Source organism: Heliomicrobium undosum, from assembly GCF_009877425.1.
In the GTDB taxonomy this organism is placed as follows: domain Bacteria; phylum Bacillota; class Desulfitobacteriia; order Heliobacteriales; family Heliobacteriaceae; genus Heliomicrobium; species Heliomicrobium undosum.
Map to the genome: position 1 here is coordinate 20254 of NZ_WXEY01000019.1, position 13748 is coordinate 34001.

Consider the following 13748-nt stretch of genomic DNA (forward strand, 5'->3'; position numbering starts at 1 on the left):
CGGTTATTCCTCCTTATCGTTCTTTTTTGTATAGAAGCTTTGCCGCTGGTGATAATAGCCCAGCATGAAAAATCCTTGATCGTTCAGGTTCAGGTGGGCCGGAAATTCCGACAGTCCCGCCATGATCTCCTGGAACTTCTTTTCTAAATAGATGCTGTATTCCACTTTGGCGAGATGGTGCTGCGCATTGCGGAGCAGCAGCGGAAAGACCGAAGCCGGTGTGGCCGAAGCAGCGCCGAAGTAACGATCCCGGATAGTCGCGTTGATCCCCGGCAGCGCCTCCTGTTGCACCTTTTCCAACAGGGCGAACAACCGCCCCAACAGGTAACCGGGATGTGTCGACTGATCATTGAGCGCCATAGTCAGTGCCTCCTCCCCTTTGATTGAACCGTAGATTCGGGCATTACGCAGCAGATGTGCCTTGATCACCCCGGCGCGCACGGGGTTTATCTCGTGCTCCGCCCGGATGCGCACCAGTATGGCCTGATACAGCGCCTGCGGATAGGCGGTACCCAGCAGAATCGAACGGGCCAGCGTCCCGCCCAATTGGGGCAACACATTTTTGCGTTCGCCCTGCACCGCTGTTTCCTTCAAGATTCTCCAGATAGCCGGGTATTCCGGCCAACGTCCCCCTACCGGCAGTTGGATCGACATATCGCGAAAATGTTGAACGAAGCGCTCTACCAAAGAGCCGAAGGTATCCACATGCCAGAACCGCACCGACAAGCGCGCGGCGTTCGGAGAGAGCCCCAGTATGTAAAACCGCACGGATGAATCGAGTCTAGCGTCTTGATCCAGCACATGGTTGCCGTCTCGCACGTCACGCAAGACCTGGCGCACCCACTCGGCGGCCAGCGGATCGTAGCGCCGGCCGTCCTTTGGCGCTTCATCGTCTTCAAGCTCGGCAGGGTCAATAAGAGTTCCGATGATGCTTTCTTCTACCGAGGCTTCACGTTCAGCCCAAAAAAGGGTCGCCGTATCGCCGATCTGCACCTTGTTGCGCTTGCTGCCGAGCAGGTAGTTTAAGGCGGCGCCGTATCCAGACGCTACATGGGAGGCAACGGGGGAGTTGATGCTCTGCTCTTTGCCGTAAGACTCGAAGGAATCCTTGTTAAAGGAAACCAACGACGCGCCGGCTGTTTGAGCGCCCCACACCCCTTTGATCGCCGGATGGAGCCGGGCCACGGGACCCCATTCGCCGGTGACGAGGCACTGCCCCTTTTCACTTGATTCCCTTTTTGCGGTATATCCGATCCAGGCATGCTGCACGGAAGGACGGTCATGGATATAGCCGGGACTCCCGTCGAGACGGAAGACAAGGTTACCCCCCTCTAGAAGTTCATTGCGCGCGTCGCTCCATTGCGGTTCATCGATGACACCGGGCTTACGTCTGCGCAAAAACGTGAGCACCGCCTGGGCGCCCTCGTCGTCCACTCCTGCGAACACTTCCTCATGCAATTGGAGAAAGGCCTCAAAGGCCTTAAGCGCCCGTTCCGGTTTCCCTTTTTCATCAATCCCCAGCACATAGGCGCTGTTGTCGCAAAGAAAGTTGGGCGAGATGCCGGAAGAACGTTTGATCTGCTCCGGCACATCCAACTCCCGGGCGACTTTTTTGTTTTTCACCACATCATAAAGGGGAAATAGGTCCAGCAAATCGCCGGAAGCGGACAGGTTTAAGGCGAAAAAGACCTTTGCTTTGCTGTAGCCGGTTTTGGGCATCCCCGAGCCGGGATCAGCGGTCATGCGTTCGTAGAAGTCGTAGAGAGCCTGTAAGATCACCGAACGCCACCTCCCTGCGCGAGCCGTTCTACATCGATGACCCCGTTTCGCATCGTGGGACGGAAGAAGCGCGGCGTCATGCCATCGGCGTAGTCGATGTCCCAGAGCATCCAGCCGAGATCCCGCTCTCCCCGAAGGGACGATGCGGGCAATTCCCCTTCAAGCAGTTCAAATTGGGCGGGAAACTCCCGGCATCCCAGATAGGGGCGGTGGTAACACTGTCCCTCCCTCGCCCGGCGAAGGAACATATTGTAGTGTTTTTCCGGCGTGTCCCGCTCTCCCCACTTGTCCGTCGCTTCGAAGTGCGCCTCGATCACATAGGCCACGTTGCGCAACAAGAGGGCGGCCCGCTGCTGCCGGTCCTCTTCGACCGATTGATAGAGGGCGACAGTGTTTCCATTCATCGCCTTTTTGACGTTGGCTGCGGAAATCTTGCTTCCCACCTCGTTGCGGCGGAAGTTCTCAAAGCGGATCTCTTTCAGTACGTGGATGCGATCCACCACCCAGCGAATGGCCGGTTTCCAGTGAATGGCCTCCAGGATTCCGCGGGCGGCCGAAGGGGTGATGACATCGTAACTGACTCTTTCGGCTTTCATCTCCGGGCGGGTAAAACAGGCGTAATCGCCCCATACCTTCAGTTTGATCCCATAGCCCAATGCGTTCCCTCCTTTACAAACCAAATCTCACGGAAAACCAACGATAGTTAATCGGAAATCAGCAACAGATCCGTTGAGGCCCCCCTTCCATCACAGGGCAACAGTCCAATATTGTCATCATAATAGCTCTTATCGACCAACACCTGGATCAGCCCGCCCTCTGTCTTCACTGCGCCGGCTCGGCAGTAGTTCAACCAATCAAAGCGGTAGACGCCAACGGTGTACGCTTGCAACCGGCGACGGATGGCCGCTGTGATTCTTCCTTGCGCTACCTCGTCAATCAGGCTGCAAGCCTCGTCATCGAAGGGAATCACCACCGACACCTGTTCGCTGTCGATGATGCGAAACCGCTCGGCGATGTCTTTGAAGGGAAAGGCGAGCGGCTTAACCCCCTCTTGCAGTTGTTTGATAATTCCCTGTTCGTCCAGTTTTTCGGCTTCGATTTCGAAACGATAGGTAAAAAACCGTTTAATCGCCTCTAGAGACAGGGGATCATCCCCCTCGCGCCATGCCCTCTCTCCCAGCTTGGCCATGAGAGCCGGCCAGCCTTTGGGCGATTCTTTGTCGGGCGAGAATACAAGCACCTCCCCGTTCTTGCGTTTTCCTTCACGGTTGCACCGCCCGGCGGCCTGGGCGATGGAGTCGAGGCCGGCAAAGGCGCGATAGACGATTGGAAAGTCCACATCCACCCCGGCTTCGATGAGGGGTGTCGAAATGACCTTGCAAGGGTTGCCTCGTCTCAGCGCCTCCCGAATTTCCTTTAATTTTAGCGTGCGATGCTTCGGGCACATGAGCGCGCTCAGGTGCCAGCACCCTTCACCTACGCCGATGCCTTCGCTCATCCTTGCGCTTTCGCCGAGATACTCAAAAAGTATCCGCGCGTGGCGGCGGGTGTTGACGATGCACAGCGCCTGACTGTGAGGCGCCAGTTGTTCGATCAACTGTTCGTCATTCAGTCTGCCGGCGTTTCGCACTGTGACCCGCCGCAACTGCTCATAGAGCGTTTGCGGTTGGTCGATGATTTCCCGCGACGTTACCTCTGTTGGGAGCAACCCGTTCAGCGCCGGTTGCGTGGCCGTGCAAAGGAGCATCGTCGCGCCGTAATTGCGCACCAGTTCGGTCAAGGCGGCCAGACATGGTTTTAGGAAACGATCAGGGATCATCTGCGCTTCGTCGAGGATGATTACGCTGCGCGCCAGATTGTGCAACTTGCGGCAGCGCGAACTCCGGTTAGCGTACAGCGATTCGAAAAACTGCACGTTCGTCGTCACGACGATGGGCTTGTCCCAGTTTTCCGTCGCCAGTTTCCAGCGCAAAGCCCGGTTATCTGCCATATCGTCCTCGTACGCGTCGACCGGGTGATGGCGCTCCGGCTGGTAGGTGCTGTGATGCTCCAGCACGTTGTCATCGCCGAAGATCTCCCGGTAGAGAGCGGCATTCTGCTCGATGATACTCGTAAAGGGAATCACGCAGATCACTCGGTCGAGACCGTTCTTTACGGCATGGCGCAGGGCGAAGTCCATGGCGGACAAGGTCTTCCCGCCGCCTGTCGGCACGGTCAGGGTAAACAGCCCCGGCGCCAGTTCCGCTTTTTCCCGGCACTGACGGAGGATGTCGGCGCGGGCCTGGTTGACAACTGTCTTGGCGGCTTTTTGGCACTTTTCTTCGAGGTGTTTTTCGAGCTTGTCGAGCAGAGCGGATAAGTCTTCTCCCGGATCGCGCAAAGCGGCCAGTTCCGGTTGCATAAACCGTTCCGTATCGAGGTAATCGGCATCGACCAAGCAGGAGAAAAGCATGCGGACAAAGAGGGAGACGCTGACGCCTTGCTGCTTTTTTATCGGTCCTATGGGCAATCGCTCAAGTCTCTGCCCCGGCACAGGGGTGATCTCTGTCATGTAGGCGCTGTAATCATGCAAGTCAGGCGTTTCCAGCCGATTGAACAACGTGCCCTTCACATTTTGGCTTCCTGCGCTGTGAAAACCACTGTCAGGCAACCCCGTATGATGGCCTGCCGATGTATAGGCCAGTATCCGGGCTTGTCCGTTGGGATACAAGCGTGTTGCCAATTGCGCCCCAGCGGTGGAATGATCCACGCTGATATGACTGCCGCGCAGCCGCTTCTGAAACTCCCGCGCGTATTTGCCGATGTCATGGAGCAGGCCCGCCGCTTCACCCCATGGAGCAGCGTTGAACCGGTCGGCAAACTGCGCCGCCCGTTCCGCCGTTTGAAGCAGGTGGGTGTGGAGTAACTGCCATTGCTCTTCCGGCTGGTCCGGCAGTGAATGGGCGTAGTACTTCAAACAGTGCACCTCCCGGAAGCCGATTCGGTATTTTTTGTATGGGCATTCGTTCAAGTCTTTTCACTCACTTTTTATACCACATCAAATATCTCGTTTCCTTTAGCGAAAAATGTCGCAAGGCGTCGATTTCCCATTTGGTGAAGTCTTTTTTATACAAATTAGTTTTTTTACAAAAAAAATGCCCCGGATGCTATCCGAGGAGAAGTGCATGTGCCCGATCCCGATGACAGTTCGGTGCCCATCAAAAATAAAGGGCTATCGTCTGGGTGGCCTGATCCCATGCTACGAAGTACCCCATTTTTTTAAGGATTAATAGGGGAATCATGACACGATCATTCAAAATTTCTGGCGCCGCTTCTATCGCTTCTTCTTTTCCGTCTATCATCATTTTATTGCTTCCAACGAATAGTTCAATTTGTTTTTTTGAAATACGAAATGTCACTTTTTTGCTGGTTTCATCCCAAAGTAAATCCTGTTTAGCGATATCCAATGCATCGGCAAAGTATCTAAGCGATACGTAAGCACGCTCTTGACTGATGTAGGGTGCTACATCCATGGTTATTGTTTTATCATCTTTTATATAATTTAGTTTGCCGATCAAAAAAACGGCTGATTGCGCTCTAGCATAAACGTTTGGAGCGAATAACAGGATGAAGAATAATGTTAACGACACAATACGTTTCAACAGTAGCTCAATCCTTTTCCAGAATTTAATTGTCTGCAGTCACTTAATCATATTTTTTTAATGAATTCGGAAGGGGATCCGAATCCATGGCTGGGCAACCCTTCGTTTCATTTTGAAATTATATTTTACTATTTTATTTTACCTGCAATCTGTATTTTTGTCAATTTGTTCTCTCTGGTGGTATTTTATGGAATATTACTAGAGGGATTATTTTCTCCTTGTCTCAAAACAAACCCTGGTAATGTTTTGAACAAGATGCTTTCTTGTCAAAAAAATGCCCCGGATATTATCCGGAGCGCTTGTGTTTGGTATGGGGTATGAGTAAGTCTACCCCACCGGACGCGTCCCGCCCTTCTGGTAGAGCCACCAGGCATAGACAGTGGGAACAAAGACAATCGCGAGGATGCTCGTCAGCAACAGGGCGATTCCGGCGGCCTGCGGCAACTGGGATGAGAACAGTCCGAGCAGCATCATCGCCAAGCCGCCCAACACCATGGTGTAACCGCCGACACGCTGCGTTTTGTCCCAGATCTGCGGGTCGGCCAGCGTCCAGGGGACCCGGAAGCCCATGAAGTAGTTCTGTTTTACCCGTGGCATCACATTGCCCAAGATTATGAACAGAATGCCGATGGCGACAGGAAGGACTCTTCCCACCTTGACCGTCCAGCCAAGGGCGTTGGCGATGACGGTCATCTGGAGAAAGAACATAAAGGCCACTATGCTCGTCATCACTGTTTCATGGGTCGACGAAAACTTTTCGTAATTCCCTTTCAGCGGGTCGAGGCGGCGCGTCACCTGGGACAGCACAAGGACCAGCAGGGTGATGGCGGGGCCGACGGCGACAAGTTCGAGCCTGCTGCCGTAGCGGTCCACTTCGCCGGCATAGTTCCAGTGCACCGGCGCTTGTTCCGGCAGTTGAGGGTAGGCCCACAGGGAAACCAGCACGGCGACGATCCACAGGGTCACATTGATCCAGAAAAAAACACCCTTTTTCATCGGTCTCTCTCCTTTTTTAGGCGTCCGGCCTATGACGAGTGTTACTGCTGCTGGGGCTCCCCCCGGTCGGTCATGGTCATGACCCATGCCATCACATCCTGAAAAACGGTGGTGTTCAGGCTGTAGTAGATCTGCTGACCTCGCCGTTCGTCAAGGACGAGTCCGGCGCTCTTGAGCACCTGCAGGTGATGGGAGACGCTCGGTTTCGAGATGTTGAACGGAGCCGCCAGTTCTCCGGCGTTTTTCTCCCCCTCCCGGAGCAGGTGGAGAATCGCCCGCCGAGTCGGGTCGGCCAAGGCGGAAAAGACTTGGTTCATCGACTGCTTCCCCCTCCAGGATTTATTTAGACGATTGTCTAACTATCTAAATATTATGCCCTAATGTATCGTTTGTCAACTGCAAAAGAGTGAGAAAGCGCAGGTGGAAGATCTCAGAGAAAAGCTGGTCGCAGGGATTTCATCACGATATCGACAACGACCGGTTGATGGGTTGACGCTGCCAATGCCTTCGCCAGCGCACCCGGCAGTTGCGATTTTTCCTTCACTAAGATCCCTTCCGCCCCACAGGCTGCTGCGACGGCGGCGTAATCCGGCGTCGTGATATCCGCCCCGACCGGGAGCATGCCCTGCTTCTGCATGCGGTGTTTTTCCAGCGCATACTCGCTATCGTGAAAAACGATGCTGACGACCGGCAAACGGTGGCGCACGGCCGTGATCATTTCGGGAAGAGCGATGTTCATGCCACCGTCGCCCGTGAGGACAACGACCTTTTTTCCCGGCGCGGCGGCTTGCGCGCCGATGCCAAAAGGCAGCCCCGCCCCCATGGGCCGCCAGTATTCGGAGATAAGCACCTGTTGCGCTTTCGGAAGGAAACCGCGATCAAACCAGTGCATAAACTCACCCGTATCGACGGCGATGATGGCGTCGTCAGGCAACAGATCGTTTATTAAGGATACGACCAGCGGGGGATTTATGTCCGTTCCTTTTTCCCCGCTTGCCTCATCTCGGATCATTGTCAGAAAGTCTTCATGAGCCTGCTCGATTTCCCGGATCCATCCCGATTCGGGAGCGCTTTGTCGCACGGCGTCGCTCAATTGACGAAGGATCCGCCCCACATCGCCTGTGAGGGGATAGGGTCGCAACGAGTGAGCAAGTCGATGCGGTGACATCTCGATCTGCACCACCGGAATGCTGGCGGGAATATATTTGTGTTCAAAGGGGGATGCCCCGATGAGCAGGACCATGTCGGCTTGCTGGAGTGGCCCCGGGATATGGGCTTCCCCCAATCCGCCGATAAACCGTCTTTCCATCGCCGGAAAGATGCCGCGAGCGCCCTGGGCGGGGATGATGGCGGCGTTGACCTTTTCCGCCAATGCCAGGACCCTGTCTCGAAAAGGAAGGGCGGCCCGTCCGGCGATTAAGACCGGTCTTCTGGCGCCATCGATCAAACGGGCTGCCTGTTCCAGATCTCCCGTTATCCCCGGCGGAGAGGGTGCTGTCAGGAGAGGTATATCAATCATCTTCGCGGTGGGGCTCGATTGGACCGGGCTCAATGGAACCGGGCTCGATTGGATGTCTTGCGGGATGCTGATCTGGCAGGGGACGCTGTCGCCGATCGCTTTTTCCATGGCCGCCTTCAGCACATCCACTGTCGACTCCGGCCGGGTGAGCATGACGGTCATGCCGGTGATGGGCGCAAACAGTTGCTGCTGATCGATGTACTGCTTTGCCGCCGTCGCCATTTTTGCCGTCTCGACCTGCCCGGTGATAACCAGCAGGGGGATGCCGTCCCGGTAGGCGTCAGCCACGCCGTTCGCCAGGTTGACAGCGCCGGGGCCCGACGTGGCGACGCAGAGCCCCAGACGTCCGGTCACCCGCGCTTCGCCGCCGGCCATGAAGGCCGCGCCCGCTTCGCTCACGGCGCCGATATATTGAATGGAAGGTTCCTTCCCCAGGGCGTCGAGCAAGGGGAAAATGGCGTCGCCGGAAACCCCGAAGGCCCGTTGAACATCCCACTTGGCCAGCGCCTTCCACAGCACTTCGACCACAGTTGTAGTCAAACGTCATTCCTCCGATGCGGACTTCGCATGTTTTGTCTCTGCAAGCAATCCTGCATGCCACCGACGGCGCTCTTTTGGACACCGTCCTTATGGATGGCGCCCTTTGGACGCTGCCTTTTAGTATGCGCGGAAAAAATAATCCTCCATTGAGAAAAAAATGATCCTCCGTTGATCATTTTTTCTAAACCCCTTCCCTCATTGTGGTATAATCGGACTCAAAAAATATGTCGAAGTATGGGAGGACGGTAGTTTTGGCTCTTTCTCTTTCTTTGATCCTGCTTCCGATCGCGGTCATCGTCCTGTTGATGACCTGGCGGCGAATGGCGGCCGATCTCAGTGGCATGGTAGGATGGTTGCTCACCCTGTTGATTGCCTGCCTCTTCTTCTCCACCAGTTGGGAGGCGGGATTGCGCGCCAGTCTCGCCGGCGTCGTCTCCTCGTTTCCCGTTTCGCTGATGGTGCTCACCTCGATCCTCCAGATCACCTTTATGGAACGGACGGGCGCTTTAAAGCGCATCGTCGTCTTCGTCAAGACCCTGGCCCCGCAGGACAAGGCCGTGCAGATCATGCTCCTCAACGTGGGCGCCGGCACACTCCTTGTCTCCATCGGCGCCACACCCGTGTCGATCCTGCCGCCGATCTTGGTGGCTCTCGGCTATTCGACCTTTGTCGCCGTGGCCCTGCCGGCCATTGGCTTTGACGCCCTCTGCACCTATGCGCTGCTCGGCGCGCCCCTCGTCGTCTTCGCTGACCTGACCGGCACGTCCCTCGTCCAGTCGGCCCAGGTCTTTTCCAAGTTTCTGCCCGTCATTTCTACACTGATCGGCTTCGGCATGCTCTGGATCGTGGGGCGCTGGGAACTGGTGCGAAAGGGCTTCCTCCCCTGCCTGATCGCCGGGTTCACCAACGGCGGAACAGCTGTCGCCATCAGCTACATACCTTTTTTTGCTTCCGGCGTCGTGCTGACCGGCGTGATCGCCGGCTTCTGCACCATCTTGTCCATGCTCCTCTACCTCAAAGTGACGGGGCGGCCGATCATCGACCGTTCCAGCCTGACCGAGGCGGACCGGGCCGTGGAAGGGCAGATGTCATTGCCTGTGGCGCTCTCGCCCTGGTTGATCCTCTGCGCCATTTTGATGCTGACCAACTTCTTCCCGCCCCTGTTTAAACTGCTCTTCGCCGACTGGGCCATGCCGGTCTCGATTATCCCCGGACAGGTGATCAAGACGCGCATGCTCTGGAACGCCTACACCTGGGTGCTTGTCAGCACGGTCTTGTCCATGATCTGGCTCAAACCGGCTCGGGAGACCGTGTCGGAGACGGTGTCCAAGTGGCTCCAACGGGCTCCGCGGCCCACCCTGGCCGCCGCCGTCTTCTTCGCCATCGCCTTTGTGATGAACAATTCGGGCATGCAGAATGTAGCGGGCGCCTGGAAGATCGCCGACCCGGCCACCAACATGATCTCCATCCTCGCGAAAGCCTCAGCGTCATCCTTTGGCGGCCTATATCCCTTCATCAGCGGCTACCTGGGACTCTTTGGCGGCTTTGTCAGCGGCAGCGAGGCCTCCACCATCGCCATGTTCACCAAGTACCACCTGCTCACGTCCAAACTGCTCAATGTGGATCCCCTGATCGTCATCGCCGGGACGGCCATCGGTGGCGGTCTGGCCAGCGTCATCTCACCGGCGAAACTGCAAAATGCCGCCGCCACCATCGACGCCCTCGGCATCGAGAGCGAAGTGATCAAGACGGCCTTCGTGCTCTCGGCGCTGCTGACGTTCGTCACGGCGATTATGGCGCAGGTACTGGCTTTTGCTTGAGGTTAGCGCATGAAAAAGGAATAACCAAAGAAGCCCGCTGTACAATGCACAGCGGGCTTCTTTTCATCTCTTACTGTTATCGCCCGGTTTGACAATGACCACGCCTTCCACATACTTGCGGCTCATCAGGTGCCGTTTTTTCCGGTCCTCCTTGCTCTCGAAGACGATGTCCATGTCGTAGTTCTCCGGATAGAGTTGGGCCGCCTCGATGCGGAGGGTGAGCCGCTTGTGATTGATCATGATCTTTTTCTTCTTGTACATGACGCACACCTCGCCCCGGTGGTTGGCCGGTTCGCAGACGATGCCGACGCCGTCCAAGGTGGAAATGGTGACCGCATCGCCAACTTGGAAGGACGGCTTGGCTTTTCCGGGGGCCTGTTTCGCGTCCTCATTCGGCTCTTGCCTACCCGCTGTCACGGATGCCGATCTCGCCGGTTTTTCTGTTGTGACACTTTCCTTATGCAAAGCGTCATTCATCTCACCAATAACTTTTTCGCGGCTCCCGAAAGGTTTCATCTCCCTACTGCTCTCTCGCTCGCTCATCTCCCACCTCTCCGGATAGGCCTGCTTCTCCTTGTAGGTCACCTCATGGGCGCGCTCGACGATCCGCCGGTCCAGGCCCAAGCGCAAGGCGATCCGCAGGGCGTTGCTCTCACCGGGGCGTCCGATGGTCAGCCGGTAGAGCGGTCGCAGGGTGTTGATGTCGAAGGCCATGCAGCCGTTTTTGAACCCAGGTTGCGTGGCGGCGAATTCCTTGATCTCGCTGTAATGGGTCGTGGCGACGATGGTCGCCCCCTTGCGGTAGATCTCCTCCAAGAGGGCGATGGCCAGGCCCATCCCCTCGGAAGGATCGGTCCCTGCGCCCAGTTCGTCAAGAATGACCAGGCTCTCCGGGCCAGTCTCGGCCACGATGTCGATGATGTTGCAGATGTGAGAGGAAAAGGTGCTCAGCGACTGTTCGATGCTCTGGCCGTCGCCGATATCGACGAGGATGTTGCGAAAGAGAGAAAAGACGCTGCCCCGATCGACCGGCACATGCAGGCCCGACTGGACCATCGCCGTCATCAGGCCCACCGTCTTCAAGGCTACCGTCTTGCCGCCTGTGTTCGGTCCGGTGATAACGAGCGCCCGGTAGTCCTCGCCGATGGAAAAATCGAGGGGGACGGCGGCGCGCCCGATCAGGGGGTGCCGGGCGCCGGTGATCCGGATGACCCCCTCTGTATTCAACTCGACCGGGGCGCCGTCGATAGACCGGCTGTAGCGGGCCTTGGCGAAGGCGAAGTCGTACTGGGCCATTACCTCTACGTTGACGGACAACTCTTGCCGGCAGGCGGCGACGAGGGCGGTCAGTTCCGCCAGGATCCGGAAGACCTCCTGCTCCTCCTGCGCCCGCAACAATGCGATCTCCTCTTGGATGGGCCGGATGCCCTCGGGCTCGATAAAGACGGTCGATCCGCTGGCGGAACTGTCAAGGACCATCCCGCGGACACAGTTTCGGTACTCGCTGCGCACGGGGATGACGTGGCGGCCGTTGCGCACCGTCACAAGCGCCTCCTGCAGGTACTTGCGCGTCTCTGACGACTTGAGGATGCTCTCCAGGCGCGCCTTCAATCGCCCTTCCGCCGCGGTGATCCGCCGCCGGACTTTCGCCAGTTCGGCGCTGGCCTGGTCGTCCACCTGTTCGTGGACGATGCACTGTTCGATCCGTTCCATCACATCGGTCAGTTCGTGGATGGATAGGGCGTAGGCGCTGACCATCGGCGCCGTATGGCGCAACTCCTGCATGACCTTTTTCAACTTGTTCCCGTCGCGCAAGAACCCGTGCAACGCCGCCAGTTCCTGCGGGGTGAGCACATAGCCTTTTTCCGGTTTGTCGAGGATTTTGTGCATATCCGTCAGCGCATGGAGCGGCACGCCGGAAAGGCGATGCAGGATTTCCCGCGCCTCAGTCGTCTCCTGAAGCCACCGCTCCACCGTCTTGCGCTCCCCTGCCGGGGTCAGTTCGTCGATCATCCCTTTGGCCAGGTCGGACAAGGCGAATTCTTTGATTCGTTCTTTGATCTTGTCAAATTCGAGCATCTGCAGGGATTTCATCGCAGGTTCCTCCTTCTTTATCAGGGCGAAGTTTAAAAATAAAAAAAGGCCGTCGATGAACAGGCGTTCACCGGCAACCTTCTCCTGGCATTGCCGATACATCCTTGATGGAAGCGCAACCGGTCCGGCGGATAAAAACCCGATTAAGCCAGCGCGCTCTTCAAAAAGGATATAAAAATGCCGTGCTACAGCACGGCATGACTTGGCAATCGCATTTCGATTGGCTGGTCATCTTCCGCTGTTCTGAACTATCCAGACCTGAAAGGGTACATGAAACCAACCCCGAACCGGGAACACACAACATTGCCACACGCGCCCACCGTAACACACGAGGTGATTACAGTATTACAGGGCGTGGCGCCATTTGCGCGCTCCGGGGGGACCCCTTCAGACCCTATGGAATTATTAGTTCAGAACAACCTCGGACATACACCATACTCCCAATCGTATTGTTACTCTTTTACAATACCAGGAAAATCAAGATTCGTCAAGTCTGCTGCTTGATTCCGCTCATCGCCGATTCGGACGTAGGAAAATTTCACCGTTTCTTGCCTGCATTCATATGTTATGGCAGACCGGAGTCTTTCCCGTAAAAGACAACTCGACGGAAAGACCTTCGCGATTGTTCGGTAAGGAAGGTGTTGCCTCGATGTATTATGACGATGACGAACACTTTGGGGCCTCACAGCAACCCGGCCTGCCGCCGGGGCGGCAGCCCCGCAGACCCCAGCCCGGCCCCGGGCCATTCCCTGGACCTGGGCCATTCCCTGGACCCGGGCCATTGCCCGGACCAGGGCCTTTCCCCGGACCAGGGCCTTTCCCCGGACCTGGACCCCTCCCTGGTCCCGGACCTTTCCCCGGACCCGGACCGAGACCAACGCCGGGGGAGCCGGAGGAGTTCGGCGAGTTTCGCCAGCGCAACCTCGTCCCCTTCTACCGCTATTACAACCCCACCATCACCGACCATTTCTACACGACCAACTTTAACGAACTCGGCTTCGGCCGCAGCGGCTACCGCTTCGAAGGGATCGCCTGCCTCGTCTTTGCGAGACAGCGTCCCGGCACAACGCCCCTTTACCGGTACTGGAACCCCACCATCGGGGACCACTTCTACACCACCAACTTCAACGAACTGGGCTCCGGCGCCCAGGGGTACCAATTCGAAGGAATCGCCTGTTACGTCTTCCCGACCCAGCGTCCCAGAACCGTTCCCCTGTACCGCTACTGGAACCCCACCGCCGGCGATCATTTCTATACGACCAATTTCAACGAATTGGGCCAAGGCAGAGGCGGCTATATCTTCGAAGGCGTCCAGTGCTATGTCTATCCCACATTCCCCTTCTTCGGACGGTGATCCAA

General features: G+C 56.8%; 10 protein-coding genes. 2 read left to right on the forward strand and 8 right to left on the reverse strand.

Going from position 1 to position 13748, the window contains the following annotated elements; translation table 11 throughout:
- Nucleotides 1-3 precede the first annotated feature (3 nt).
- From cas8c to GTO91_RS13850, 7 genes are all read right to left on the reverse strand, one after another.
- Nucleotides 4-1779: a type I-C CRISPR-associated protein Cas8c/Csd1 gene (gene cas8c / locus GTO91_RS13820; protein WP_161259319.1), complete on the reverse strand. Its 1776-nt coding sequence runs from the start codon at nt 1777-1779 to the stop codon at nt 4-6.
- Nucleotides 1776-2435 (reverse strand): type I-C CRISPR-associated protein Cas5c, encoded by a 660-nt coding sequence (gene cas5c, locus GTO91_RS13825; protein ID WP_161259320.1) that lies wholly within the window; start codon nt 2433-2435, stop codon nt 1776-1778. The genes cas8c and cas5c overlap by 4 nt, the downstream gene beginning before the upstream one ends.
- 47 nt (nt 2436-2482) lie before the next feature.
- Nucleotides 2483-4735, reverse strand: coding sequence for a CRISPR-associated helicase Cas3' (gene cas3, locus GTO91_RS13830; RefSeq protein ID WP_161259321.1), 2253 nt, complete (start codon nt 4733-4735; stop codon nt 2483-2485).
- Nucleotides 4736-4976: 241 nt separating this feature from the next.
- A complete protein-coding gene (locus GTO91_RS13835; RefSeq protein ID WP_161259322.1) occupies nt 4977-5420 on the reverse strand; it encodes a copper amine oxidase N-terminal domain-containing protein in 444 nt (147 codons plus the stop codon).
- A gap of 327 nt (nt 5421-5747) precedes the next feature.
- Nucleotides 5748-6416 (reverse strand): SdpI family protein, encoded by a 669-nt coding sequence (locus GTO91_RS13840; protein WP_161259323.1) that lies wholly within the window; start codon nt 6414-6416, stop codon nt 5748-5750.
- Between the two features lie 41 nt (nt 6417-6457).
- Nucleotides 6458-6733, reverse strand: coding sequence for an autorepressor SdpR family transcription factor (locus tag GTO91_RS13845; RefSeq protein WP_161259324.1), 276 nt, complete (start codon nt 6731-6733; stop codon nt 6458-6460).
- A 113-nt stretch (nt 6734-6846) separates the two neighbouring features.
- Nucleotides 6847-8475, reverse strand: coding sequence for a thiamine pyrophosphate-binding protein (locus GTO91_RS13850; protein ID WP_161259325.1), 1629 nt, complete (start codon nt 8473-8475; stop codon nt 6847-6849).
- A gap of 224 nt (nt 8476-8699) precedes the next feature.
- On the opposite strand from GTO91_RS13850, the gene GTO91_RS13855 reads away from it, so the two are divergent.
- On the forward strand, nt 8700-10295 hold the full coding sequence (locus GTO91_RS13855; protein ID WP_407929533.1) for an L-lactate permease: 1596 nt from the start codon (nt 8700-8702) through the stop codon (nt 10293-10295).
- 63 nt (nt 10296-10358) lie between these two features.
- Here the strand turns inward: GTO91_RS13855 and GTO91_RS13860 are convergent, their stop codons facing one another.
- Entirely contained in the window at nt 10359-12389 is a 2031-nt protein-coding gene (locus GTO91_RS13860; protein WP_161259327.1) for an endonuclease MutS2, read from the reverse strand.
- Between the two features lie 781 nt (nt 12390-13170).
- Here GTO91_RS13860 and GTO91_RS13865 point away from each other — a divergent pair.
- Entirely contained in the window at nt 13171-13743 is a 573-nt protein-coding gene (locus tag GTO91_RS13865; RefSeq protein ID WP_161259328.1) for a hypothetical protein, read from the forward strand.
- Nucleotides 13744-13748: the final 5 nt, after the last annotated feature.

Coding starts and splice junctions, on each gene's coding strand:
- GTO91_RS13860 (WP_161259327.1), bottom strand. CDS start 12,389: ATGAAATCCCTGCAGATGCTCGAATTTGACAAGATCAAAGAACGAATC.
- GTO91_RS13840 (WP_161259323.1), bottom strand. CDS start 6,416: ATGAAAAAGGGTGTTTTTTTCTGGATCAATGTGACCCTGTGGATCGTC.
- GTO91_RS13855 (WP_407929533.1), top strand. CDS start 8,700: ATGTCGAAGTATGGGAGGACGGTAGTTTTGGCTCTTTCTCTTTCTTTG.
- GTO91_RS13845 (WP_161259324.1), bottom strand. CDS start 6,733: ATGAACCAAGTCTTTTCCGCCTTGGCCGACCCGACTCGGCGGGCGATT.